Annotated in this window: 32 protein-coding genes; 6 read left to right on the top strand and 26 right to left on the bottom strand. The window is 29.8% G+C overall.

Annotated features, from left to right (window positions below):
• Positions 1-375 precede the first annotated feature (375 nt).
• Positions 376-1,056 carry a hypothetical protein gene (locus AABK36_RS10390; RefSeq protein ID WP_309939937.1) on the bottom strand — a complete coding sequence of 227 codons (681 nt, stop codon included), beginning with the start codon at positions 1,054-1,056 and terminating at the stop codon, positions 376-378.
• A 663-nt stretch (positions 1,057-1,719) separates the two neighbouring features.
• Between AABK36_RS10390 and AABK36_RS10385 the strand changes: the two genes are divergently transcribed.
• Positions 1,720-2,277 carry a DUF922 domain-containing protein gene (locus AABK36_RS10385; RefSeq protein WP_338390265.1) on the top strand — a complete coding sequence of 186 codons (558 nt, stop codon included), beginning with the start codon at positions 1,720-1,722 and terminating at the stop codon, positions 2,275-2,277.
• A gap of 149 nt (positions 2,278-2,426) precedes the next feature.
• Here AABK36_RS10385 and AABK36_RS10380 read toward each other — a convergent pair whose 3' ends face one another.
• From AABK36_RS10380 to AABK36_RS10295, 18 genes are all read right to left on the bottom strand, one after another.
• A complete protein-coding gene (locus AABK36_RS10380; RefSeq protein ID WP_309939934.1) occupies positions 2,427-2,810 on the bottom strand; it encodes a hypothetical protein in 384 nt (127 codons plus the stop codon).
• Positions 2,782-3,231 carry a hypothetical protein gene (locus AABK36_RS10375; RefSeq protein WP_309939933.1) on the bottom strand — a complete coding sequence of 150 codons (450 nt, stop codon included), beginning with the start codon at positions 3,229-3,231 and terminating at the stop codon, positions 2,782-2,784. The genes AABK36_RS10380 and AABK36_RS10375 overlap by 29 nt, the downstream gene beginning before the upstream one ends.
• 57 nt (positions 3,232-3,288) lie before the next feature.
• Positions 3,289-4,347 carry a hypothetical protein gene (locus tag AABK36_RS10370; protein ID WP_309939932.1) on the bottom strand — a complete coding sequence of 353 codons (1,059 nt, stop codon included), beginning with the start codon at positions 4,345-4,347 and terminating at the stop codon, positions 3,289-3,291.
• A gap of 25 nt (positions 4,348-4,372) precedes the next feature.
• Positions 4,373-5,626: a hypothetical protein gene (locus AABK36_RS10365; RefSeq protein WP_309939930.1), complete on the bottom strand. Its 1,254-nt coding sequence runs from the start codon at positions 5,624-5,626 to the stop codon at positions 4,373-4,375.
• Positions 5,627-5,640: 14 nt separating this feature from the next.
• Entirely contained in the window at positions 5,641-6,132 is a 492-nt protein-coding gene (locus AABK36_RS10360) for a hypothetical protein (protein ID WP_309939929.1), read from the bottom strand.
• A gap of 7 nt (positions 6,133-6,139) precedes the next feature.
• Complete coding sequence (locus AABK36_RS10355) at positions 6,140-6,640, bottom strand: hypothetical protein (RefSeq protein ID WP_309939927.1); 501 nt, start codon at positions 6,638-6,640, stop codon at positions 6,140-6,142.
• Between the two features lie 204 nt (positions 6,641-6,844).
• The gene (locus AABK36_RS10350; protein WP_309939926.1) at positions 6,845-7,240 is read right to left on the bottom strand and encodes a hypothetical protein; all 396 of its coding nucleotides are present in this window, start codon (positions 7,238-7,240) and stop codon (positions 6,845-6,847) included.
• 114 nt (positions 7,241-7,354) lie between these two features.
• Positions 7,355-8,104, bottom strand: coding sequence for a methyltransferase domain-containing protein (locus tag AABK36_RS10345; protein ID WP_309939925.1), 750 nt, complete (start codon positions 8,102-8,104; stop codon positions 7,355-7,357).
• Positions 8,095-8,829, bottom strand: a complete 735-nt coding sequence (locus AABK36_RS10340; protein ID WP_309939924.1) for a DUF2071 domain-containing protein — start codon at positions 8,827-8,829, stop codon at positions 8,095-8,097. The genes AABK36_RS10345 and AABK36_RS10340 overlap by 10 nt, the downstream gene beginning before the upstream one ends.
• Positions 8,826-9,242 (bottom strand): DoxX-like family protein, encoded by a 417-nt coding sequence (locus AABK36_RS10335; RefSeq protein WP_309939923.1) that lies wholly within the window; start codon positions 9,240-9,242, stop codon positions 8,826-8,828. The genes AABK36_RS10340 and AABK36_RS10335 overlap by 4 nt, the downstream gene beginning before the upstream one ends.
• A gap of 416 nt (positions 9,243-9,658) precedes the next feature.
• A complete protein-coding gene (locus AABK36_RS10330) occupies positions 9,659-10,141 on the bottom strand; it encodes a hypothetical protein (protein WP_309939922.1) in 483 nt (160 codons plus the stop codon).
• Positions 10,142-10,567: 426 nt separating this feature from the next.
• Entirely contained in the window at positions 10,568-11,011 is a 444-nt protein-coding gene (locus AABK36_RS10325) for a hypothetical protein (RefSeq protein WP_309939920.1), read from the bottom strand.
• A 108-nt stretch (positions 11,012-11,119) separates the two neighbouring features.
• Positions 11,120-11,794 carry a hypothetical protein gene (locus tag AABK36_RS10320; protein WP_309939917.1) on the bottom strand — a complete coding sequence of 225 codons (675 nt, stop codon included), beginning with the start codon at positions 11,792-11,794 and terminating at the stop codon, positions 11,120-11,122.
• Positions 11,795-11,882: 88 nt separating this feature from the next.
• On the bottom strand, positions 11,883-12,602 hold the full coding sequence (locus AABK36_RS10315; protein ID WP_309939916.1) for a YARHG domain-containing protein: 720 nt from the start codon (positions 12,600-12,602) through the stop codon (positions 11,883-11,885).
• A gap of 23 nt (positions 12,603-12,625) precedes the next feature.
• Complete coding sequence (locus tag AABK36_RS10310; protein ID WP_309939914.1) at positions 12,626-13,237, bottom strand: hypothetical protein; 612 nt, start codon at positions 13,235-13,237, stop codon at positions 12,626-12,628.
• Entirely contained in the window at positions 13,234-13,671 is a 438-nt protein-coding gene (locus tag AABK36_RS10305) for a hypothetical protein (protein WP_309939911.1), read from the bottom strand. The genes AABK36_RS10310 and AABK36_RS10305 overlap by 4 nt, the downstream gene beginning before the upstream one ends.
• A 53-nt stretch (positions 13,672-13,724) precedes the next feature.
• A complete protein-coding gene (locus tag AABK36_RS10300; protein WP_309939910.1) occupies positions 13,725-14,120 on the bottom strand; it encodes an SMI1/KNR4 family protein in 396 nt (131 codons plus the stop codon).
• 6 nt (positions 14,121-14,126) lie between these two features.
• Positions 14,127-14,999 carry a hypothetical protein gene (locus tag AABK36_RS10295; protein WP_309939909.1) on the bottom strand — a complete coding sequence of 291 codons (873 nt, stop codon included), beginning with the start codon at positions 14,997-14,999 and terminating at the stop codon, positions 14,127-14,129.
• 201 nt (positions 15,000-15,200) lie between these two features.
• On the opposite strand from AABK36_RS10295, the gene AABK36_RS10290 reads away from it, so the two are divergent.
• Genes AABK36_RS10290 through AABK36_RS10275 form a run of 4 tightly spaced genes read left to right on the top strand, consistent with a single transcriptional unit; the run spans position 15,201 to position 18,058 of the window.
• Positions 15,201-15,938 (top strand): NADase-type glycan-binding domain-containing protein, encoded by a 738-nt coding sequence (locus AABK36_RS10290; RefSeq protein WP_309939908.1) that lies wholly within the window; start codon positions 15,201-15,203, stop codon positions 15,936-15,938.
• 33 nt (positions 15,939-15,971) lie between these two features.
• Positions 15,972-16,583, top strand: coding sequence for a hypothetical protein (locus AABK36_RS10285; protein WP_309939907.1), 612 nt, complete (start codon positions 15,972-15,974; stop codon positions 16,581-16,583).
• A gap of 13 nt (positions 16,584-16,596) precedes the next feature.
• Positions 16,597-17,310 (top strand): hypothetical protein, encoded by a 714-nt coding sequence (locus tag AABK36_RS10280; protein WP_309939905.1) that lies wholly within the window; start codon positions 16,597-16,599, stop codon positions 17,308-17,310.
• A gap of 10 nt (positions 17,311-17,320) precedes the next feature.
• Positions 17,321-18,058 (top strand): hypothetical protein, encoded by a 738-nt coding sequence (locus AABK36_RS10275; RefSeq protein ID WP_309939903.1) that lies wholly within the window; start codon positions 17,321-17,323, stop codon positions 18,056-18,058.
• 187 nt (positions 18,059-18,245) lie between these two features.
• Here AABK36_RS10275 and AABK36_RS10270 read toward each other — a convergent pair whose 3' ends face one another.
• From AABK36_RS10270 to AABK36_RS10260, 3 genes are read right to left on the bottom strand one after another with little or no spacing between them, the layout of a single operon-like run.
• On the bottom strand, positions 18,246-18,692 hold the full coding sequence (locus tag AABK36_RS10270; protein ID WP_309939902.1) for a hypothetical protein: 447 nt from the start codon (positions 18,690-18,692) through the stop codon (positions 18,246-18,248).
• A 39-nt stretch (positions 18,693-18,731) separates the two neighbouring features.
• On the bottom strand, positions 18,732-18,881 hold the full coding sequence (locus AABK36_RS10265) for a hypothetical protein (RefSeq protein ID WP_309939901.1): 150 nt from the start codon (positions 18,879-18,881) through the stop codon (positions 18,732-18,734).
• A gap of 5 nt (positions 18,882-18,886) precedes the next feature.
• Entirely contained in the window at positions 18,887-19,417 is a 531-nt protein-coding gene (locus AABK36_RS10260; protein WP_309939900.1) for a hypothetical protein, read from the bottom strand.
• A gap of 263 nt (positions 19,418-19,680) precedes the next feature.
• Between AABK36_RS10260 and AABK36_RS10255 the strand changes: the two genes are divergently transcribed.
• Positions 19,681-20,112 (top strand): hypothetical protein, encoded by a 432-nt coding sequence (locus AABK36_RS10255; protein ID WP_309939899.1) that lies wholly within the window; start codon positions 19,681-19,683, stop codon positions 20,110-20,112.
• Positions 20,113-20,439: 327 nt separating this feature from the next.
• Here the strand turns inward: AABK36_RS10255 and AABK36_RS10250 are convergent, their stop codons facing one another.
• The 4 genes from AABK36_RS10250 to AABK36_RS10235 are packed head-to-tail and all read right to left on the bottom strand — an operon-like array spanning position 20,440 to position 23,900.
• Complete coding sequence (locus tag AABK36_RS10250; protein ID WP_309939898.1) at positions 20,440-21,288, bottom strand: hypothetical protein; 849 nt, start codon at positions 21,286-21,288, stop codon at positions 20,440-20,442.
• A 10-nt stretch (positions 21,289-21,298) separates the two neighbouring features.
• Positions 21,299-22,189 carry a hypothetical protein gene (locus AABK36_RS10245; RefSeq protein ID WP_309939897.1) on the bottom strand — a complete coding sequence of 297 codons (891 nt, stop codon included), beginning with the start codon at positions 22,187-22,189 and terminating at the stop codon, positions 21,299-21,301.
• A gap of 10 nt (positions 22,190-22,199) precedes the next feature.
• The gene (locus AABK36_RS10240) at positions 22,200-23,048 is read right to left on the bottom strand and encodes a hypothetical protein (protein ID WP_309939896.1); all 849 of its coding nucleotides are present in this window, start codon (positions 23,046-23,048) and stop codon (positions 22,200-22,202) included.
• Between the two features lie 3 nt (positions 23,049-23,051).
• Positions 23,052-23,900 (bottom strand): hypothetical protein, encoded by an 849-nt coding sequence (locus AABK36_RS10235; RefSeq protein ID WP_309939895.1) that lies wholly within the window; start codon positions 23,898-23,900, stop codon positions 23,052-23,054.
• Positions 23,901-23,904 lie beyond the last annotated feature (4 nt).

Genomic DNA, 23,904 nt, shown 5'->3' with positions numbered 1-23,904 from the left:
AATCTAACAATTAACTCTATTAAATAAATATCATGAATTTTAAAATGACAATAAAATAATATGATTTTCTTAATTTCTTAAAGGTTGTCAGCTTAAGCAGACTTAAAGTCTATTGTCTTGTCATCTCATTTCATCACGGCTCTCCATCTTTAAGGTAGTTCCAGATAAAAATAATGTGAGTGTATAACCATAGCAAGGCACATTCATTTCAAAAAGAAAAATACCATGCTGTCTTACTCCAGAGGGAACTTAAGAGTTCATTTTAAAACCTCGCTGACTATATAATGTACCTCCTGTTAGTCGCTTTGACAAAACAGAAATGAAACTTTCAGCAACATGAATAAAGTAAAATAGGCTTTTCTCATTTTCTATTAATTATTGTAAAATTGAATTGTCCTGATGATAATTGCCAGCAATTACCTTCGCAACAGTTCTTGATCGAGGGACATCCAATCTTTCCAGGGTTTTCTGTATCCTTGACTCAAACAATACTTGGCTTTTTTTCAAATTTTCAAGGTGTTTTTTTAATGTCGACGTGCAGATTTCAAATAATATTTTGACTTCTTTAAGATCGTTGACATCAGATTCATAATAATCAGAAAAAACGATCGATGAATTAATTTGCTTATAATAAATCCAAGGATGTCCAATCCACAAATCTTTCCATATTGAATAATCTTTAGTCAATATATCTTCCCAAAAATGAAGACTTTCCAAATCACCGCAACAAGAAGGTTCTAAAATAATACTTTCATCATCTTTCACCACAATGCCTCCGCAAAATACCCCAACATCATCTTCACAGTTCTCAAAATATGGCGCAGAATCCGAAATGTGATTTTTGATGATAACTTCTAATTCAAAATCATTGACAGAATTCAAGTCGACAAAATATGATCCTTTCTCAACAGGCTCTAGCCTTTCCAAACCCTGACTGGCTAGACACTTTTTCCAGTATTCATACATTACCTCATTTCTATTAGAATGATCGTGAGTCGGGCTATCATAATCCGCAATATCAAAAGGATTAATCTCTATAGTATTTATAAATTTCATCAGTAGTTATATCACTTTAAATCATAATTTCAATCTAATTAAAATTATGATATAAATATTCGACCTATTCTCTCTTTTGCTAATTCTGTACTTGAAAAAACCACCTATTTATCACGGTATTTCAAACACTTTTTAATCAATAATAATTAGTTTAAGTATCTGTTTGATCTAAAAATTAAATTTCACTCGCCTAAAATATTTGAAAATTATTATTTATTCCATAAATTAATCAAAAATAATAAAGGTGATTAAATATTTTATGCCCAATTTCAAAATTAAATATTTTATAAGAACATTCAGTTATAGAGAATTATTAACATGTATCACCTCTACAGCTCTAATTATATGTTTATATTTTCTTTCAAAAGAATTTATAAATCAGGATGCAAGTACGGTCATATCAATAGTAATTGGAATACATTTTAATCATATCATTTATAAAATCGAACATAAGAGAAATAATGATTATTGGGGTAAAGTAATAATGGGTACATTATTATTCATAACATTATATATTTCATCCAAAACAATAAGTTTCATATTTTTTGAATTTGATATTGAATCAATAAAAGCAATCCCTTTAAGATTAGTAACTTCAGTAATATTCTTTATTTTTTACGAATTAATTTACTTGTGCATTAAAACAATTATATACAGGATAAAATGTCTAATATATTAAAATTTAAACTAATAATAATAGTAAGCTGTATTACTTTAACGCTTTCATTTAAATACAGGATGAACCAAAAGCACAAAACATTTGTATATTGGAAACAAATCGAATGGAATGATTTTAAAGGCAATCAACAGGATCTTTTAATAAAAGATAATTATGCAGCCAATATATCAAGTCACATAATATTGGAAGAAGATTCTGTACTTCCCCAAAAAGCTCATGCAGTAATGTATCCTTATAAATCAAGTAAAGTTGATAAAAAAAAGACTGATTATCTATTAAATCATGAACAATATCATTTTAATATCACAGAAGCATTTGCCAGAAAATTAAACAGGGCAATAGAATATGACACATTGGCTTCAGATGAAAAAATTAAAGTGATACACCAATTAATTAGTCATCACGAAAAAATTTGGCAAGCTGATTATGACAAAGAAACAGAACATGGTAGAAATAACATTATGCAAAAATATTGGGAATATAGAATTGATTCATTGCTAATTGAATGCGAAAACCCTAACTACTTTAATGAAGCTCTTTAAAGCCATTCAATTTATTTCTTCCGAAATTTCAAAAAAACTTATTTTCATCGTGCTCAAACCAATTTAAACCGACTCCGAGCAAATTTATGATTTGGACGATGAAACAAATTCTCTTTTCTACCTCGACTGCCTTTAACTTTTCGACCAAATCAATTTCCGCTTTCATATTCATCTTTCCAATTTAAATATTCGATCAGGTCATCCCCTTCCAGCTCAATTGAATCTTCACCAATCCTTGTAAAGTAAAAAAGATTAAATAAAACGATCCAAAAAATCACTCCTCCTATTAATAATCTCAGACGCTGTTTGAACAGCAATGAATATCCCTCTTTTTTCAATTGAAAAACAGACTTTCCAATGTCATATTCCCCTATTAAAATAAATGGAGACATAAAAAATATTAATAATTTCCGATTAGTTGTGTAAGAAATAGTATCTCCTACTAATTTATCATCAAAAGATAAATATGATGCAACTCGGTGCTCTCTTTTATTCTTAAAATAATTAAGATATTCCAGTATTATTCTTTTCAATTAATATCCATTTATATAAAGCCCAAATATATTCTGACTCCCAAGTTGCACCAAACTCATTGACTAATTCATACTCATAGACCTTATTAATCCAAAATGGATTTTGTGATTCATACAAAATATGATAAATATAAAAGTCTTTAGTTTTTTTTAATTCAGAAGACGCAACAAAGTCATTACACAAAAAGACATTACTTTCTTTAAATTTCACAAAATTTGTTCTGGCTTCATCATTAGTAATCTCCAGATTTGAAATTATTCCAACATTATCAAAATGATTATCTCCATAATCAAAAACAAAAGTTTCATAATGTTCGCCTATTTTATCGATTAACGAATTCTTTCCAATGGTATAAAAAGTTACCAACTGAATTAAAATCAAACCAAAAATTCCCAAGCATATTTGTTTTATAAATCTCATCGTCACATCATTATGTTTATTTCACCTATTTAGGCTCTCAAAACGCTAAAACCAGATCTATTCAATTTTATCTAATTCATACCAAGGTATGCCAATATATCCCTCGTGATATTTGATATTAAGAGTTTCAGATTCATTGACACTATCAAAAAAATCACGAGAGACTTGCAACTCATTGCTTGTAAATGCTTTGATCGGCTTTCCTAAAATCAAATAATAACTCTTTGTTTTCCCTGTTTTGACAACTTTGTCAACAATTACTATTGGCACATTTTCAAATCTATCACGATCCAATGAGCAGTTAAATATGACAAGGCTACTTCCTGCTAAAACAATTGAAAATAAGATTTTAAAAATAATACTAGGCAAAAGGGTATTTTTACGCCTGTGGCTTTCTATTTCAGACTTTAAGAATAATACCCCAAACAAGACTCCCCCAATAGGTATAGCCAATAATAAAAAAGAAATGGGCTCAACCAATTTAAAATTCAACTCGGCAAAAATAAATGTGGTCAAAGTAAGTCCAAATAATGAGTAAATAAAGCTTGGTCGTACCGAACCTGGTGCTTGGTTGATCGTCACCAGCCCTTTAAACTTAAAAAAATAAAAATATACTGCTATCAAAAATATGGTGACAGGCAAAGCCAAAACCACATAAAAAGGAGCTTTCAAAAAAACAATTATAAAGCTTACGCATGAAAGTAGATTTATAAAATTAGTCATGCTAACTGCGCTTTCAAATCGATTTTTTCTTTCATCCAAGGTTGCTCCAAATTGAGGGCTATTATAAATTTCATTTAGTTCTTTCTCTTTTCTAACCTCATTCACATCATCGAAATTAGACGTAAGCCACTTCCCCAACTCTTCCCTTTCTTCATCTTTCACATTGAAGCTTATTTTCCCTTTTTCTCGTGAAATGGGGACTATTTCCAATCCGCTTTTCATTCTATTTGTATACCTATAGCCTTCTACTTCATCAATACCCAACTCTATAAGTTCAACTTCTGAACTTATCGAAATCGCATCCTTTTCAATCTTAATTATTCCAAACGAACCATTAGTTGATCTAACAGCAAACGATCTTTGAGTATTTCTATCTGTCAATTTTGTATTCATATCAATAAGTAAAGCATTCCTTAAATCACATCACAATTTTTATTTCATTCCCATTGATCCAAGCTTCTAGTAATTTTTGATTATTGCTTAGTTCGACGATATGCACTTCAGCATATCCATAAAAAGCATCAGAATATTCAGCATTTTCGATCATTACTTTTCCCTCGCCCAAATTATTCGAATGAATAATGTATAATTGACCGCGTTGTTTTAAAACATAGCCCACATGCTGTTCATCAAATCCTATAAAATGAATTCCATCTGAAATGTGTTCTTTGATTTTCTTGATTCTTTCCAAATAATCAAATTCCGTAATTGTAATAACTTGTTGATCAAACGCTAGACTTCTCGCTTCATTAATAGGCAATTGCTGAGCTAGCTTATAACGGTTGAGTTTTATCCCTACGTCTTGCAATGTCGTCGAGACGAAATATCCGCAAGCGATATAACCCTTTTTGGGAATTGAAGTATGGCCTTCAAAAGACCATAATGTTCCTTCCCATTGAGGAATAATTCTGTGCAATAACGAAAATTCAAACAACGCTGAAACCGAATCTAATTCAACTTTAGGCAATGAATTTTTAGCACTTATTATTGAGCTTTTAATTTGCTGATAAGTAAACTCTTTGTCTTCTTTCGGTTGAAATTCCGCTAATGCGTTTATCCCGGTATTGTAATATTTGGAATCGAAAATATATTTCAAATAATGATGTTTAGCCACTTTCATTTCTGACAAATCAATATCAAGATGATATTTCTTGACCTCAGAGAGACTATTTAGATCGCCAAAATTAGGCCTGTCCCCTAGCGAAATCATGTATTCAAAAAGAAATTTTGAATGCTTGCCACAGCCTTGATCAAAGTTCGCTATTGACTCATTTTTCTTAATGTGTAAATTAAGCAGTTCAATAATTTCAGCGTCAGAGTAAATACCATGATTCATATTTTTGAGCGCGACAAAAGCATTTGCCATGATCAAAGGACAGTGACTAACTTTAATGATTTCGATCAAATCGAATCTGCTGGATTCAACACTCAAAGAATCAATACAAGCCTCATATTCTTTTATGTATTCCTTGAGCAATAAACTGTCTTTGCTTTCAAAATAATTTGCTCTATTTAATCTCAGTAATTTTGAATAAACGGACTTGTTACGCTCTGTTAATTTATCTTCAATTGGGCACATGCATTGATCAACCCCTACTTTAAATGGAATCATTTGCGCAGACAAACGCTCCAATGTCAAAAACAATACTATTAATAGTAGTAATACTCGCATTTTAAACTATTTAATCATTGCCTATAGGAAAATAGAGGATAATCATAAGCGATTAATTTCATATAGATAGGATGTTTATATGATTCGATATACAATCTCCTTAAGACTTGATGCCTATTTTGATTTAAAAAAAATGTATCAACTAACTTCAATTCAATTTTTTTCCCACTCTTTAAGATCATATAAATATATCCAACTTTATAATTGTCCGAAACCTCAATTCTTTCAATATCATTGACTGGATACTTATGAACTGTTTTTTCATTGCTTATCAATAAAGCGTCCTTGCAAAATGTCAAATCATACTTTTCACTCATCAAAAAAACAACATAAAACAATAGCAATAGAAAAAAAATCATAAATAGAAATAAAACAAATATTTCTACCAAAGAATCTATCTCATCAAAAAGGTATTCTGAAACATTTATAGATAGTACAAAAGAAATCATATGTATCACAATAGTAATGGGTATATTTTTCCATTCTCTTCTAAGTATAACTTTCATAATGTATTTAACCTGCCTCTTTTTCCAATGAAACCTTTAATTCAGCTATCTTCTTTCGTGTGAATAATCGATGATCCTCATCTGAATCTTCTTTGATATCATCTCCTATTTCTAAAACTTCTGCAAAGTTTGGAGTGAAAATATCAAAGAAAATTCTAAATAAAATAAAACACCCTGCAGGTCTTCTCCAATCATAAAACTTCTTATCCTCTTTGACCAAATACTTTAATAGCTTCTCTAAATCATTCCATTCAGATCTTTTTAAAATAAGTATTTCATTATATCCTCTGGAGAAAATTCTCTTCTTTTTTAATATCAATAAATGAATGGTATGTATTGGCTTATAATCTCTTTTTATTAATGCCATGTAAGCCAAATCATCAACCGAGTATCTTAATGTTTTGCCTTTTTGATTACTTATTTCTAAAGTATTATCTTTTATTACTAATTTTGAAAAATCTTTTTTAGAAGTAAAGATTCCTGTTTTTTTAACCAATTCTAAACCCATTTATTACAGCTACTTTTTCTTTCAACACAATTATATAAGTATTAATTTAATAAAATATATAAAAATTAAAAAAACATCATAAAATAAATACAAATAATAGATTCCATTTAATCGCTTTAAGAATAAATATACTTTCGCAATATTATATGCTAAGACTTTTCATTCACAATACAATTGTAAACGATACCATGAGCGTGTAAATACCTAATTCAAATAATTCATCCAAAAAACTGCGCTCAGGTAAATCCATAAGCCACTAAAAGAAATATGAACGATAGTTTCAAATGCTTTTCCCTTCCAAAGCTTGGACGAATAGCCCAAAAATTGGAAAATCAACCTAACAGACCAAAAAACAGCAAACCCCATTGAAATTGTTTTGCCAAGTTTTGTCTCAACGAGTTCATGAGTTGAAGTCAGGCAAAGTACTCCCATCAAAAATACAATCAAGGCTATAAAAAAAGTATGAATGCTCATCATTTGTTGATTGACTAAACTCAACGATTTTAATTCCTCTTTCCAATTAAAATATTTCGGAAAAATAGCATGAACCAATGCCAATAAAATCAATAATACCCCGATGATTTTTAAATGTATTTCCATATTTAAATACCTAAGCACAATTATTTTCAAATTTCGACACTCAGAGGATATTTGATAAAACATCCCCCATCTTCTCTTTCAAGGGAAAACGGTATATTTCTTTGGCCCGATTATTTATCTACAATCAAACACCGACATAAAAGGCGTGAACTTCGCTTCGTTGATCGATAAAAATCCTGCTTCTCTAAATGCCCTTTGCCAAGTCGCGCTTGAAAAGAAATGAGTAAAACCAATCGTAAATGCTATGAAATTTGGAAAATCCCTCAAATGTTCGACCATGATCACATTGCCATCAGGCTTGCAAACTCTTCTGCATTCTTTCAAAAAAGCGACCTTTTCCTCATGATCCCGTATCTCGTGTATCGCTGAAAGCAAAAATATATTATCCACGGAGCTTTCTTCCAAAGGAATCTTATCTGAATCTATTTCTTGTGTATTTGGATAGAACATACTCACTTTTCTCGCCCTGACGATAGCTGGTTCGGTGTGTTGTTCTGCATTATAAAAATCATAAACTTGAAGATTCGATTTCGGCAAGATATTTTTGAGGATGAAACTCGTCTCGTCAAAGCCGGCATTAATGTTCAAATTGAATTTCTCGTCAGAATCTTCAAGATTCATTTTTTTCAACCAATCAAAATGATAAAATCCAGAAAGATCATACACATAAGCCGACACAATCAAAGGCATGCCAAGTCCATAGATGAATCCAAAAATCACCAGCCAAAATAACCCCATATTCCAATCCAAAAGATATTGGCTCGCAACGATCAGGGTTAAAGCGATAAACCCAAACACATAAAAATGCCTGTTGAAACTCAAAATATTTAGCACTCCCTGAAAATTTCTTCTTTTTATTTCCATGACTCTTTCCTGCCTTTCTCCCAATAATAAGGTATATTTTTTATCTCAAAAGCATTGGCCAACACTATCCCCTGCAGATTCAAATGGTTCAAAAAATCAAAATGATAACTTTTCACTTTTACAGGCTCAGGTTTCCAATTCTGTCTGACGCCTAAGATCGTGAGTATCGTTTGGTCCTTTTCATTGACTGTAAATGTATGTGGCAAAGGCCCCGCAAACTTTCGAGCGTCTTTCCAATCAGTAAATGGCGAATTTTCAGGAATTTTTATCTCATCTTCCGTCTGCTCGATTAGAATTTCAAACTTGGACTGATTTGATCTGATCATTCTGAGCTCATTCTCAATAGTCTGTTCGATATCCGTAGTCGTATAATTATAATGCGTGAAGATGTTGCCCATAAGCTCCATCTTCTTCTTATCGGTCTGTGATTTGATAATATACAATCCCCTCAACCTTTTGCCGGCTCTATTGGTATATCGAACAAATACTCGATAGCCGATCAAAAAGAAATCATTCCCCATGAATCTTGGAAAACCTTTTGGTCTAAGCCCTTTCGTTTGCACCATAGCAATCGCAATAAATGCCCATTTGTCTTGAAAAGTATCGAGTTCAAGACAAGTAGGAATCAAATCCTGAAGTTGCTCTTTGGGGACAGCAAATGTCAATACAAGCGAACTGTCGAAGTGAGCTTCGACAGCAAAAGGATGGTCTTTTAAAAAGTTCATGATGAGTGTATTTTATGAGAGGTTTCAGTCTGTTCTAGTAATTTTTGATTCAGTACGAATTCATTATAATAAACAAATCCAATGAAAAATAATGCAAACATTGAGTTAAGCTTACCCCAAAGCAAAAGATCCGGGACAAGTATAAATTCTAAAATATTCATGCATGCCACTACGAGGATTTGCAAAATGGCGTTAAGTCTTGACTTGAATTTGCTAAATGCCCAGATAGCCATCATGATTTCCGACATACCTATAAGCATAGTCAAAGGCCTGGAATAATCTACTCCTAATATCCTTGCGACAATCTGCTCGTGACGAGGCACAAAATTTAAGACTTTGCAAAAAAGCCCGTTGGCAAACCAGACTAAAGAAATGATGATTGTCGATGCTGTGTGTAGTTGTTTGTTGGTCAATGCTTACTATTGTTTTATTATATGGTTTATTCCAATCACATTCTACGAGCTCATAAAATCAATTATGCGTATCTTATTAGCGATTAGATTATGTTATATTCATTTTTAATATATTTTCAAGATAAAAATATATTTTACCAATCAAAACAGAGTTGGAGAAAATTCATGAAATAAAATCAACTCCAACAGTTTATATCAGCTAATATATGCTTTACATGCTCTAAAATGGATCTTCGCTTTTGAATTTGGTGTTCACAACAAAGATCTTAGCTATAAAAGTCCTTGAATGAAATTGAACTTAATATAATTAAAACATATTAAGTTCAACTATAAACATACCTATTAAATTAGGTTAATAAATCGATTTACCTATTACAAAAAAATCAAAGTATTACAATTTTCAAACACTACATCAATTATGATTCAAGCTTTTTAAATATTCCTGATAAAATCATTTTATATTCAATAAATAATATAGGTATAATTAGAAAAATAATAAAAGGCTCAAGATAAGGATAATTCAAACTATTTATTATATTAAAGACACTTTCTATATTTGATTCATATATAAAATATGAAGTTTCATAAACTTTTGGTAAAACAGCCAACAGATATAATAATGAATAAAGAACTGGTGGAATTAAAAAGAAAAAAGTAATTCTACGACCGATTATATTTTTTGAGATTAATCCAAAAGAGCTAATAAATAATGACACTGAATAAATAAAATTAATTAATATTTCTTCAAATGGCTTTCCATATCCTAATGTAAACCTATCATAGCCAAGTGTTTTGTCATAGAAAATAACATGATAGCTAGTCTTATATGTTAAAAAAAGGCTTATCAATAATAATAATAATCCAAAATAGAAAAATATTTTATCTGATTTTATTTTCATCTAATACTAAGGGTAACAATATTTTAAACCTGATTTACTTCATTTTTTTTCTCTATAGAATCGTAAACTGATAGATATTCAAGATTTTCATAATTATTAGACAATAAAAAATTTAATTTATTTCTAAAAAAGCTCTCAGTTTTATATTTAATTAAAATTTATCCTTTTTATTCTTTACTTCACTTTCCAATCAGTTGTTTTTTCGTTTGAATTGTCTCAATAATATTATTTGTAGTAAAACAATCATCAAAATTATTAAACCTGGAACTAATTTTATCGAAGTATCAATTTCATGAGAAGATGCTAATATCAAAAGCCAAAAAAAACTGACTATCAATACTAAAATTGATGTAAATATTATACTTAAAAGTTTTAGCATGTTGAATCAATCTAGTTAAAAAAATAGTCAAACTCTTTGAATGGCTATTACTTACGATTTTTCTTTAATTCTCTGATTTTATATTCTAATTCATCCAAATTCTCAATCCAATTCGGAACTAAAAAATCTTCCTTTTTAGTATAAAGCCAAACTCCTCGATTAATTTTATCAATCAATCCTATTTCTTCAATTTTTATAATTTTATCCTCTGAACCTTTCTGACTGATTTTCAAATATTCATCAGTCAAAATAATTCTATATTTATCTTGTTTATCAAAATGTCTTTTAAAAAAATATAATTGATAAATACATACAGAAAGAGTAAAAGTCAATATACTTATTTTTGCTACTTCAGGGAAATCTTCAAATTCACTAGTATAATACACTTTATTCACAGACAGTGACATTACAAAAATAATAATTCCGATAGATATTAAATATATCTTTGGTTTTATCTTATTAACACTTTTTTTATTCGCTTTATATTCCATATTTCACTACCACTATTTAAAAATCGTACCTATTTATTCCTTTTAAGGATCTAAAAACAAAAAGAATTCCGAGCAATTTGTCCTAAATATCACATAAACATGCCTAAATCACATGCTATTAAATGCTCCGCTAAAGTTCGCAGGATAAACGACTTCATATTGCCAATTTTCATCTGATACATAAAGCCTTTTCGCTATTAATACCTTGTCCAATAATTTTTCACCGTTCAAAAATCGAATAATATCCCTTTGCGCCTTATCCCAATCATTGACGACAAATAGACAGTTAAGTCCTCCAGCACCAAAATCCTCCGCCATCCAACTGCCTAGATTTTGATATTCAATAAAACCAACTAACCTCTCACCAATCTGCTCTCTAAACTCATATGCTGACTCAAGCGAGTTTGTTGAAATTTGAAGTTGAATAAACATCACCTTCTCCTCGTTATCAAACTCTTTTCGGTATCCATTATTCAAATGCAAATCAATGGTTGAAGACAAAGAGTCTTTAGCTATTAGTCGGCGGGAACTGACACTTTGCAATGACAAGAAGTCTTCTGTAAAGCGTATCACACCAGATAATTTATGAATTCCCTCTTCATTTTCAAAGAACCTAACATAATTCACAGTATCAAAATCATTACGATAAACCGTTTCCAAATAAGCCAAATCAACCGGTTTAAGGTAATAAGCCTTATCAGCATCATTACAAGCCATTAACAATATCAGTAATATCGAAACACCAGACATGCACACTTTTCTCTTTGCCAACTCTTTATTCATAACAAAAAATGAATTATTAATATATAATCCTCCCTTTTGGAAATAATTATGTAATTTATATAAATAAAAATTCATTAAAGCATTATTATTATTCTTTCTTCTTGCTCTCGGCCTTTTTTATCAATGCTATGTTTCGTATCTCAAGTTCAGTCAGGTTAGCAGAATCTGAATAAGGCAAATACCAATCTTGACTTTTGAAATATTTATCCATTTCTCCTCCCAATTTGAATTTATAACTATATCTGGCAAATATTTCATTCCTCATGACTTTCAATTCATGCAGAGTCAATTTTTCCAAATCCGAATCACTTAACAATGTCAAACTTGCTTGAGGAAACTTTCCATTGCAATACAATTCTTGGCTATCTCCCATTATTTTTCCCAGCTCTCCGCCCTCATGAAATTCATACGTCCATGGGTCATAAATTAATAAGTAAGCAGTGCTTCCATTATCATTCTCAATGAAAACGAACTCTCCATCGGTTTGATCGCTAAAGAATTTATTCCCTTCTATCTTTACATTGCTGAAATTTGAATATGTGCTTACAAACCGATTAAATTCATTAGACCATTCATATTCGCTAGTTTGGGCAATGATTAAGTCGTCATTAATGATAATCGTCATTTCGCATTCTCCTTCCGAAAAACCAAACTTATAAACCGCTTGATACTGTTGAATAGAATCTTCTATCCAAGGTTCGATGATTTCTTTTGGGATTTTTTCCGAGCCAAAATATTGAGCATTTGCATTGCAGGCGAATACTGTGCATAAAATAAAAATCAAAACTACATCAACCATTTTTCGCATAACGTTATCAATTAAGTCTATTTTCAATTATTATTAAACATCCATTCAGGCGCGTTCAAACTTTTCAACTTATGTTTAAGGGAGTCTGAGATTAGATATCGAGTTTTTTTCATCAGAAATGGCTTCGGAAAGATACCCTCCAATTGCCTACGGTCTCCCTTTTGAAGTTGCGTACAATATTCTTCGACATATGGCATTGATTTGTCATCATAAATTCCACTTAGAAAAAAGTACATTTTAGCCTTTTCCTTTCTCCCTATCCTCATATTATACTCTGCAAACACATAATAAAGCTCAGGGCGATACTGATACAAAAATCCAGACAAACTGCGACCAATCTCGCCAATATCTCCGTCATCGAGTAATTTTTGGTAATACCAAGCAAAATAGGAGTCTTTGGAATAAAAATAACTATGATTGGCGCCATCTGTAGGCTGAACATTTTTTAAATCTAAAAGCAATCCCTTATCATCTTCACAGCTCGATGCTATAATCGCAGCCCTCTGATCTTTTATTTTTATCAGTTTTATAAATTGGCTGTAACTTTTCAATGTTCGTTTCGCAGAAAGATACCTATATGTTTCAATGTATTCAAAGACACTCCCCAATCGTTTTATTTTAAAAAATTTTATCATTTGAATTTTGCATTTTTTCTAATATACAATACTATCTCATGATAATTTGAAAAATCAATAGAACGAATTATAAGGGAAGTTCCATCCTTAAAATAAAGAACCATCATCCCCCCTAACTTAGTATAAACTGTTTTATAACTATCAAAATCCGAAACTTGGAACTTTCTTTCACCCTTCAACTTTGACTTATAATACAATTCATTGGCAGTAATAAGCAACTCTTTCTTATTAAAAATCATTGTAAGTGGAAACAAATTGAATCCAACTATATGTAGAAGAAAAATTGTTGCGAATACAACAGGCCTATCATACATTTCGACCAAGGTAGCATCCTTGAGTAAAAAAATAATAAAAGTCCAACCAGCTAACATAAAGCCTACTAGAAACAATTTGTCATTTTCAGGCTTGCCTTTCAGCTTCACTTTTTGCTTCATAAGCCAATGCTTGTTTTAAATAAGATTTAAATATATTCCATTTTCTATGAATTTCACACCCAAGATTTTAATTCATCTACATACTCTTCTAGGTTTTTATATCTTCTCTTTATTAAGTTTTCAAATATATAATTTTCATCATCATCTTCTTCATAATTTTCAAAAGCTATTTCAGCAATATTATATTCATAAACAGCCTGATCTTCATCATCTAGTTTAATGAAAAAATGCGTAGCAGTAACGTCATACCCTATAGCTAAATAACCTTCTGGAACTTCCATTTTTCTTAACAATAGATTTATCTCAATTATTCTATTTGAGTTATCCAGCAAATTTTCAAAATTTAATTCTGCCGAAATTATTTCATCAGGGAAATTCAATAATAAATTCACATAATCACTTGGTAAATATATATTTAACTTTGATTCAATTTCACGTATTGATTTCATAATGCTCTATTTCAAAAGTACCCTATTAAAAAAAGCTACTGAGTCTCGTTCTATTTCAAAATCAAAAAACGAATAAAATTCTTGACCTGGAAACATCTGATTACGGTTAATATGAAAATCAATTTCATTTGAGAAAATATACTTATCATCAATTTTCATTTTCAAGCGCATCTTCGTTTTAAACGCACCTTCATATAAAGGCGTTTTAATCAGCATGAAGTGATTCTTAGGAAGCGGTTGGTAATAATATCCATTACCACACATACCAAATCTAAAATACTCTATCGAACGCCACTTTCCATTATCATCCAATACCTCCTGTATCATCAATAATTTATCATCCACTGTAAAAACCCTTAAATCCTTCCCTGAAATGTTTTCTACATAGACGGGATATGACCTTACACACCTTGGCTCTCTTTCCTCATATAGCTTTCTAATACGAATAGTCTCCAAAGTATCTATCACCGAAACTTCATCATATTCCAGTTCCAGATCATCCGCTTCATAAATAACAGGCACTTTATCATCTACATAAACTGGCGGAGGAGGAATATCATATCTTGACAAGTCAATTGATAGAACTTGAGTCGTATCTATAAATATTTTCAAATTACTTGGCCTAGCTTTGGGTAAAGAATCAGGCGATAAATTAAATCCTCGATTGATATTTACAAGTTTGTATGACTTATTATTTAAATCCCCAAACATATAAATCAATGGATCTGCCTTATGCAATTCATTTTGCGCTAGCAATTTATCCGGTTTTGGTAAATTATCAATGATTTTTGGAAAATGCTTTTCTTTATCTGCTTGGAAAGCACTCACTAATATTAAAACACATATCAATAGGTATGTCTTGTTTGTATTTTTGTTCATGGAGAATACTTGCATTCTATTTTTTATAATTTAAAAGGCATTCATTAACATTGATCGATTACAACCTTATTGGAAGTTAAAACATTACCACCTTAATTTATATCTTTTTCAAAGAAAAATCATTATTTTAAAAGCACATTAATTATATATTGAAAATAAATATTATTCCAGTTAAGAAATATTTAAATAAACAACCAGAAGATGACCTTACAATTATTAGCAATAAATCTTTTACTGATAGCCAATCTCAATAATAATCCGAAAACAATTCAGCCTGTCGTCATGAGTTATCCAGATATATCAGCGGAAAATATTGCTCTATACAATGCTAATCTTAAAACATACAATGACATCTCTGCTAAATCTAAAGAATATGGACATAACTCTCTTACTGAAGAAGAGTTGAACTTTTTGGAAGAAGTATCGGGCACTGAGCTTGATCAAAACCCTTTTAGCACATCAGAGCCTGGTTGCAACTGGTATTGCGCTGGAGGTCCATTCAAAGTTGAATCAAATGACAATCTTCCTGCAAGTTCTGTTTCGACCTATGATGCAAAGAATGCGCATGACTTTAAATTAAAAACAGCTTGGGCAGTAAAAAACCACAAAGGCAGCTCTTTAAAATATTTCTTCAAAGGATCTGAAATACTATCCGTTTATACCATTGATTTTTATAACGGGTACATCAAGAGTGAAAAGGCTTGGAAAAATAACTCAAGAGCAAAATCAGTCGATTTATATATCAACGGGATCAAAACATATACTCTACAACTCCAAGACACTTACAGACTTCAACGATTTACCATCGATCCAGTCAATTACCTAGCGGATAATGAAGAACTCATCCTTGAGTTTAAATTCACTGATATTTATCCCGGTGAGAAGTATTCTGATTTATACGTCTCGGAAATTAACTTCATTGGCGAAGGAGATCACTAAGAAGTCAAACCACCAATTATCAAACATTAACCAATGCATAGAAAACTCGACAAAAACAACCTTCTTCCATTTCTATCCATCACTTTATTCATAGGAATAGCTACATTGTATATCATTTTTGACAAATACTTGGTAAAGGAGTACAATAGTTCTGACTTGTCAGAACTATTGTACCATTATACATTTTCAAAAGGAAATATTAATATTGATGACTTTAAAACATACAACGAATTGATTGACAGTATCGATTCAAAGTTTTGTGAAGTTAGAAACTCTCCAAAACTATTTATTCATCATAAAAAACGAAGCTTTGTAATTAAGCCTTTTTATGGAGCTAATAATCCATGTCCAGACCTATCTGTTTGTTACAAAAATAGAAACGTTATTCTCATTCAAGACGATTCAATCAAAAAATCAGACTTAAGTTGGCACTACTCTAAAATAGACTCAATTCTGCCATTAGATTACTATAATGATGGGGAAAAAAGTGATTTTAGCACTTCCTCAAACCATATTATCATTCATATTCAAAATTCAAATCAAGATATTGAAATAATAAAAGCTCAAATAATAAAAGTAACAGAAATCTATGACCAATTAGAATCAGCTCAAAACATGAATATTTGTTTTCTTAAGTCCAACTAATTAGTAAAAACTTATGAACAGAAAATCCCGCATAAATAGTATTTACTTTTATCTTTCGATTACTACAGTCATTGTTATCGGAATTAGTTATTTGACTTTTGAAAAATATTCGGCAAAAGAATTAATTAATACAGCTGAATCAAATGAACATAATCCATATTCATTCAATCAAAAATTCGATATAGAAGAATTTGAATCATATGATCAATTTGTAGACAGCGTTGATGCTTATTTTTGCAAACATATTATTCCATCTCCTCAGATTTATTTTGATCATAATGGAACAAAGAAAAAAATCCGTGCAGCATATTCCTTTCAAGATCCTTGTAGCGAATTTGATTGTATATTAATTCGCGAACGAAATATTTTTCATATAAATGATGATTCAATTAAAATATCTGATCAAAAATGGCATCTCGATCAACTAGACTCTATTTTCACTCTTAACTATTATAATAATGGAGTTAAGCCCGAATTTAGTGATAGCCATAAAATAATGTTGATTTGTATAAAAAACTCGAACCAAAGCATAAAAAAACTAAATGATCAAATCAACAAGATTATGAATGCTTATGAAAAAACTACTTCGAATAAATTAGCTGAGATTACATTCCTACGTTATCCGACTCCTGAAGAAATCGAATCAGAAAAGAAAAAGATTGAAACCTTTTTGAGAAAAGATGATGATGAAGAAATTGATCATGAAATTAAAACCCTCTTAGAATAGAAATATTACCATGGAATTTTCAAAACAACTAAAATTATTTAGGGATTCAATTCCAATCGGAATTCAGCAGGCAATTAAAATACTTAAACAGAATAATGGAGATGTTAATAAATCAATAGAACAAGCAAAAAATGAGTATCAAAATCAATTAATCTGTGAGGTAAAAGTTGATTCTAAAATGGCTGAAGAAATTTTATTCGAAGTAAATTATAATTTAATTGAAGCTAAAAAAAGAATTATAGAAAGCAGATTAAGTACGACGGAAATAATTCTCAGCAAAAACTCTTCAAATGAACAAAAAGCTATTCAAATATATAGAGCAATTTTTAATAAATATTCTGTAACTCATGAGGAATGTGAAATTGATAGTCATGATAAAACGAAATTCAATACATTTGAAAAAGATTTCATTATGGTTTACGATTGGTTGGGTTATGAGGATTATGAAGGATTCAGTGATGCTATACATCAAGATTGTTTTGAAGACGTAATTAAAATTTTTGGTCTCAAATATGGGATGACAGAATTCGCAAAAAATTTAGAAAACGCAAATGACACAAAAAATCAAATAATAAAAAAGTATGATTTTAATATTAAGAAAGGTAATATTCATTATTTGTATAGAAAAGAATTAGAAGAGAATAGTATTATTATAAAAGCAAGCCAATTCTTATTTGATGAAAGGCTGGATAAAATTTATGAGAGTATAATCACTTATATTAAACAACATATAAATAAATTTCCATAATCTCTCCTTGTTGTTTCCCATCTTGAAAAAATAAACGACTAAGAATATATCGCTTATAAATCTTCAAAATTATTCAACCTGAATAAACTCCCGAAGAAATCGAAGCGAATAAACAAGAAAATGAACGACTTTTAAAGCAAATAAAGGAAGAAACTATTGAAAGCTTTTGGGCTAGTTTCAGGATCGATTAATCTTCACCCAATGGATTTTTCTTCAAATAATTCAATACGTCCAAAGAGCTCCCCTTGAAAATCAACACATCGTCATAATTAGTAAGCTCTAACTCTTTATCATCAAACCTTACGCAAAAAGAAGTCTCCTGATTCTCGATACTTCTTGCAAAGCACAAACGATCTAGACTGAAAAATGGATACTGACTGCCCACGATTTCTTTTAAGCTAATGAAAAAATTCTTGTGATCTGATTCTTCACAGACCCTTGGGATAATATCTTCCAGCCATTTGATTTCGAGCAATAACTCATCCCCTTTCAAACAATTAAGATGAGGCCTTAATGATTCGGCAAAGAATTCCGGAAATTTTAAATATAAATCTTCCGGCTGAAAATCTTCATTTGAGACAAAACTAATGACATCAACAGCTTTTTGAAGCTCTATCAACTGAGCACTTCCCAAGTAACAGCTTTTCGAATAAATATTGAAAAAGATTTCATCTTAATTCAGCTCTTGAACTAACCCTATAGAAGTATCTCCAAATTTAGCATTGATTATATTCTCAACCTCATTTTCATCAGGAACAAGCTGATCAATCACATTTTGGTTGTTTATTCTGCTTATAATATTGTTGTATAAGTAGTTTTTCAATAGATTTAAAAAATAAAACCAGAAAATAATCCTGACAACACCACTAAAGATATAATTACTCCTACTATTAAACAAATTACCTGTCCCTTTGACCATGAACTATACTCTAGATCTGGATATTTTTCTTCATATACATTATTTATATACCTTTGAACAGGCACTAATATATAGCTTGAGATAACAGTAATAAATAACAAGAAAATTGTTAATAAATCATTTTCAATTTTACCAAGTATATTCAATCCAATTTGAACAACAACCCATAATGTAGCCAAAGTACGAGGGTTAAATTTTGATTTTTGTACTTCATATAACTCTCTTCTAAAAGCAATCTCATCTAATAAAGTATGAATAAAAAATATCCCAAAAATTCCACGCCAAAACGGCATGATATCCAAACCATCATTTTGTTTTAAACACTTCCAATTCTTGTAAATCCAATACCTTTCAAAAACACCAAAAGTCACTATATTCATTAATAAAAATCTAGTTTCTGAAATATATAAGAATTTTTCTTTTATTTCATCTTCAACCATCACACTTTCCATTTATTATTATCCTCCAAAAATATAGATTAGAAAAAGTAAAAACAATACGAATATACTTCAAATATTATTCGTTATAATTAAACAAAAGCTATTCTAGCTCTAAAATTAATCAATTTTAAAACTTTCACTAAATATAACTTGAAAATGTCAAAAAAATCAAGCAAATTTAAACAACAAATTAAAAAAGTACTTAATTATCATTTTATCACAATAAAAAACTCAACATAAAGCATTATTTTCAAGCATAATATATGAAATTAATTAAAGCCCTTTCTGAAAAAAACAAGTTAGCTCGTAATATTAAAGACATTCAAAAAAAAATATCAACTCATAATAGTTATATTGCTGGCAATACAGCTATATATGACACAAAACAGTTATTGACAGATTTAAATAAAAACATTGAATCAATTATAAAAGTCAAGTCTGAAATTACAAGAGCAAATCAAATAAAGATTGAATCAATTTATAAGCTATCAGAACTAAAATCTCTTGCAAATTTTTTAAAAAAATTAGACATAAAAGAAGGTAAAGTAAAAGAGAGTAGTTACAATTCCGAAGTAAACGAATGGGAAAGTGTTCTCACGAATATAGAGAGAGATCAATTAGTTCTTGAATTAGAATCTCAAATCGAAGACCTTCAAATGGAAATGGATCGTTTCAATTTTGATACAGACATCTAAAGATAAAAAGAAAGCTAGTAATAATATATAATGAGTACTACGAATGGTAATGAAATGAGCTGTACAATATACTATGTTTGATACTCCAATCAAGATTCAAAAAAAACATAGCACCGTAAATCGAGAGCACTAAAATTCATTCACTAAAATTCAAGATATCCATAATCCAATTCTCAGATGATATTATCTAGCTTTCTACTCAATTTCAAAACACATCATTTCTATTAAATGCAGTTAATTACCTTCGTTAAAGCTAAACTTAGATTCCACATATCTTGATTAGTTTCAAATCAACAATTTTAAAAATAAACTTTGATTTCTAATTAATCATTTCACTTTCAATCTAATCTCCTGATCGACCTTCAATAAAGTATCTTTTCTAAAAAAATTGTACTCCGATTTCATATAGATTTTTCTCATGCTTTTTATGGTATACACACCTGTATCTTGAGCGTGAAAATTCAGAAAATAAGACGATTTGAATTTTTTCCGGTCATACTTTATCGACTTTCCTTCTGAATCAAAAATTTGAACCGAATCATATTTATATTCCCCAACAGTATACATCGGTTTATTCAAATCCATCAATAACAATTCGACAGAATCATCGCCCATATTTTCTCTTATAAAAGTGTAAGGATAATTATGCTCATCAAAATCAAATAATAATCTCCTTCGAAAGCTATCTGTATAATCTTCAAATCCACAAAAAGGAGTAATTGAAGAGTTTATTCGATCAATGATTCTCATATCCATATATATAAACTTATTCAGAAAATTATAATAACTGAGTTTATCCCTTTTTTCAAACAAATCATTCACAGAAGGATGATCAGAAGTAATGTTAAAATCACGAGAACGTTCCAAATCAGTTAAGCTATCAGATTTTGCTAAAAAATGATCAATTTTCTCTCGGGTCAAAGTTAATCCCGTGTTTTCGTCATCAAGATTCAAATTTCTTTTTAGCAAAGTATAATCATTTAAAGCTTTACAGGCTTTTAAAACCCTATCTCTAGAGCGCATTCTTCGTGACAAAGTTGAAAAAAAATACTGCTGTTCTTTATCCTTATTTTTATTCCAACTCTCCTTCAAGATTTTGACATGATTTTCATCCGATCTTTTTTCAGAACAGGAAAGCAAAAACAGAAATAAAATGTATGTTAATCTAAATTTCATATGACCTACCTTATTCCACTCTCAATCTAATTTCTTGATCAACCGTCAATAAAGTATCTTTTCTAACAAAATAGCCGTCGGAATTTAGAAAGATTTTTCTTAAGTTTCTAACCGTAAACATACCTGTATCTTGTGTATGAAAATTCAACAAATAAGACGATTTAAATTTTTTCCGGTCATACTTTATCGCTTTTCCTTCTGAATCAAAAACTTGAACAGAATCCAATTTATATTCTCCAAAAGTATACATCGGTTTATTCAAATCCATCAATAACAATTGAACTCGTGTTTTATCTAATATTTTTCTTTTATAAATGTATGAACAATCATATTCATGTAACTTTTTAAAATGATAAACCCCTTGACAATCACAATCATGAGAATAAAATAATAATTTCCTTTTAAACTCATCAGGATAAATTGTAAACCCACAAAAAGGCCAATGAAGCGACGCTAATCTTCTTACTACAGCATAATTACATCTATTTATCTCATCTAGCATCAGATAATAACTCAAAACACTTCTATTCTTAAAGAATTGATCTAATTTTTCATCATCAAAAGTCAAATCAAATTCTCTAACATCTTCAATTTTCGTAATCGAATCCGTCATAGATAAAAAATTTTCAAAATCAGATCTTGTGATCATCAATCGAGTTTCATCTTCATCCAAATTCAAATTTCTTTTCAGAAAAATATAATCTTGATAAGCTCCAGAAGCCTGTCTTATTTCAAACTCTAGTGCATACTTGTTAGAATTAAATGAGAATAAATCACTTTTTTCTTTCTCCTTTTGCTGATTCCAACTCTCCTTCAAGATTTTGACATGATTCTCATCCGATCTTTTTTCAGAACAGGAAAGTAAAAGCAGAAATAAAATGTATGTTAATCTAAATTTCATATTATCCCGCTTAATACACTTTGAATGGAATTTTTTGATCTATTGTATAGATAGTATCCAGATATCTTTTTTCAAATGAAGGTAAGTTCAATTTCACTTTTATTTTACTTTTAACAGTATACATGCCTGTGTCTTGTCTTAAAAAATTAATTTGAGAAGCTCTCTTAAATTTTTTGTGATCAACTTCAATGGGATTTTTATCAGGACTATAAACTTCGAGAGTATTCATATAAAAAGATGAATCAGGAAAAATACTTGCAAACGAGATCAAATCCATCACCACTAATAAATCAACTGAATCCTTATTATTTTCATTACTTGAACACTCCTTTTTACGTGACAAAACCTTTTTCCCGAAACCTTCATTATCCATATCAACACCACAAAAAACTCTGTATGTTGAAATTAATTTCACAAAAACATCTTTATCAAAATAACTTAATTGATTCAGCAATAAATTATAATTCAACCTACTCCTATTATTGAAAAAAATATCCAATCTGAATTTATCAAATTGGAGACTTCCCTTCTTAGAATTTTCAATATTAGTAATCGAATCAGTCATATATAAAAAATCCTCAAAATCAGACCTTGTGATTGTCAATCGTGTCTCACCTTCATCCAAATTCAAATTTCTTTTCAAGAAAATATAATCTTGATAAGCTCCAGAGGCCATTCTTTTTTCAGACTCTCGCACATATTTATAAGAATTAAATGTGAACAAATCACTTTTCTCTTTCTCCTTTTGCTGACTCCAATTCTTCTTCAAGACCTTCACATGATTTTCATTAACCCTTTCCTCTGAACATGAGAAAAAAGTCAGAATCATCAAAATACAATAGATATACCTTTTCTTCATACTCTAATTTTTAAATAATTGGATTGGAATCTCATAATCAATATTCAAAAGACTATCGCCCATATCTATTATTTGACAAAGTATTTCTCTTTGATTTTTGATAAGATAAGTCCCTGTATCTTGAGGAGTAAAAGAAATTTGAATCGCTGAATTAAATGTTTTCTGTATGAAATCTACTGGCTGATTGTTTGGATCAAATATCTGAATGGAATCATTTAAATATTTCAATATACAGTGATCAACTCGTGGATCTTCAAATAAAATTTCATTAAATCCATCTTTATTATCAATATCACATCTATACGAATATCTACTACTAAAAAAATCTATCACATTTGAAGAAATTTTTCTATAAAAAAACCTTCCATCCCAACTATAAAATGGGGAAATAACTCTATCGACTTCTATCAAGAATTCTATTTCATTTAAATTCAACTCATTCATTAGTAGCGCAAAATTTAACTCTGTTAAGTGATTAAAATATACTTTATCAAATAAGATGGAGTTGAATTTATCATCTGAAAGAGTTAATTGTACTGCTAAAGAATCAATTACATTAGAAAAATAAGATAGATCAGCTTTCTTATTTACAAATGTTTTGTTGTTATGCCCAGCAATCAATTCACTTTTTAACTCAAATGCTTCAGTTAATACTTCTAAAATATATAGATCCTCTTTTCTATTTCCACTTTTTCTTACACTTTTATAGATTGATAGATATTTCTGCTTACGTTTTTCTTTATATTTATTCAGTTCATCGTTAAGAATTTTCAAATGATTCTCATTCGTTCGTCGACTATCACAAGAAAATAGCATCAAAGAAAAAAATATGCTCAGCCAAATATATTTCATATGC

The organism is Aureibacter tunicatorum, assembly GCF_036492635.1.
GTDB classification, from domain to species: domain Bacteria; phylum Bacteroidota; class Bacteroidia; order Cytophagales; family Cyclobacteriaceae; genus Aureibacter; species Aureibacter tunicatorum.
The sequence above is the reverse complement of the archived record's forward strand: the minus strand, read 5'-3'. Positions and strand labels throughout refer to the sequence as shown.

Bases quoted from the DNA above. Each gene is read 5' to 3' on its own strand.
- AABK36_RS10390 (WP_309939937.1), bottom strand. From the start codon at position 1,056: ATGAAATTTATAAATACTATAGAGATTAATCCTTTTGATATTGCGGAT.
- AABK36_RS10385 (WP_338390265.1), top strand. From the start codon at position 1,720: ATGTCTAATATATTAAAATTTAAACTAATAATAATAGTAAGCTGTATT.
- AABK36_RS10375 (WP_309939933.1), bottom strand. From the start codon at position 3,231: ATGAGATTTATAAAACAAATATGCTTGGGAATTTTTGGTTTGATTTTA.
- AABK36_RS10370 (WP_309939932.1), bottom strand. From the start codon at position 4,347: ATGAATACAAAATTGACAGATAGAAATACTCAAAGATCGTTTGCTGTT.
- AABK36_RS10365 (WP_309939930.1), bottom strand. From the start codon at position 5,626: ATGCGAGTATTACTACTATTAATAGTATTGTTTTTGACATTGGAGCGT.
- AABK36_RS10360 (WP_309939929.1), bottom strand. From the start codon at position 6,132: ATGAAAGTTATACTTAGAAGAGAATGGAAAAATATACCCATTACTATT.
- AABK36_RS10355 (WP_309939927.1), bottom strand. From the start codon at position 6,640: ATGGGTTTAGAATTGGTTAAAAAAACAGGAATCTTTACTTCTAAAAAA.
- AABK36_RS10350 (WP_309939926.1), bottom strand. From the start codon at position 7,240: ATGGAAATACATTTAAAAATCATCGGGGTATTATTGATTTTATTGGCA.
- AABK36_RS10345 (WP_309939925.1), bottom strand. From the start codon at position 8,104: ATGGAAATAAAAAGAAGAAATTTTCAGGGAGTGCTAAATATTTTGAGT.
- AABK36_RS10340 (WP_309939924.1), bottom strand. From the start codon at position 8,829: ATGAACTTTTTAAAAGACCATCCTTTTGCTGTCGAAGCTCACTTCGAC.
- AABK36_RS10330 (WP_309939922.1), bottom strand. From the start codon at position 10,141: ATGAAAATAAAATCAGATAAAATATTTTTCTATTTTGGATTATTATTA.
- AABK36_RS10325 (WP_309939920.1), bottom strand. From the start codon at position 11,011: ATGGAATATAAAGCGAATAAAAAAAGTGTTAATAAGATAAAACCAAAG.
- AABK36_RS10320 (WP_309939917.1), bottom strand. From the start codon at position 11,794: ATGAATAAAGAGTTGGCAAAGAGAAAAGTGTGCATGTCTGGTGTTTCG.
- AABK36_RS10315 (WP_309939916.1), bottom strand. From the start codon at position 12,602: ATGCGAAAAATGGTTGATGTAGTTTTGATTTTTATTTTATGCACAGTA.
- AABK36_RS10310 (WP_309939914.1), bottom strand. From the start codon at position 13,237: ATGATAAAATTTTTTAAAATAAAACGATTGGGGAGTGTCTTTGAATAC.
- AABK36_RS10305 (WP_309939911.1), bottom strand. From the start codon at position 13,671: ATGAAGCAAAAAGTGAAGCTGAAAGGCAAGCCTGAAAATGACAAATTG.
- AABK36_RS10300 (WP_309939910.1), bottom strand. From the start codon at position 14,120: ATGAAATCAATACGTGAAATTGAATCAAAGTTAAATATATATTTACCA.
- AABK36_RS10295 (WP_309939909.1), bottom strand. From the start codon at position 14,999: ATGAACAAAAATACAAACAAGACATACCTATTGATATGTGTTTTAATA.
- AABK36_RS10290 (WP_309939908.1), top strand. From the start codon at position 15,201: ATGACCTTACAATTATTAGCAATAAATCTTTTACTGATAGCCAATCTC.
- AABK36_RS10285 (WP_309939907.1), top strand. From the start codon at position 15,972: ATGCATAGAAAACTCGACAAAAACAACCTTCTTCCATTTCTATCCATC.
- AABK36_RS10280 (WP_309939905.1), top strand. From the start codon at position 16,597: ATGAACAGAAAATCCCGCATAAATAGTATTTACTTTTATCTTTCGATT.
- AABK36_RS10275 (WP_309939903.1), top strand. From the start codon at position 17,321: ATGGAATTTTCAAAACAACTAAAATTATTTAGGGATTCAATTCCAATC.
- AABK36_RS10260 (WP_309939900.1), bottom strand. From the start codon at position 19,417: ATGGTTGAAGATGAAATAAAAGAAAAATTCTTATATATTTCAGAAACT.
- AABK36_RS10255 (WP_309939899.1), top strand. From the start codon at position 19,681: ATGAAATTAATTAAAGCCCTTTCTGAAAAAAACAAGTTAGCTCGTAAT.
- AABK36_RS10250 (WP_309939898.1), bottom strand. From the start codon at position 21,288: ATGAAATTTAGATTAACATACATTTTATTTCTGTTTTTGCTTTCCTGT.
- AABK36_RS10245 (WP_309939897.1), bottom strand. From the start codon at position 22,189: ATGAAATTTAGATTAACATACATTTTATTTCTGCTTTTACTTTCCTGT.
- AABK36_RS10240 (WP_309939896.1), bottom strand. From the start codon at position 23,048: ATGAAGAAAAGGTATATCTATTGTATTTTGATGATTCTGACTTTTTTC.
- AABK36_RS10235 (WP_309939895.1), bottom strand. From the start codon at position 23,900: ATGAAATATATTTGGCTGAGCATATTTTTTTCTTTGATGCTATTTTCT.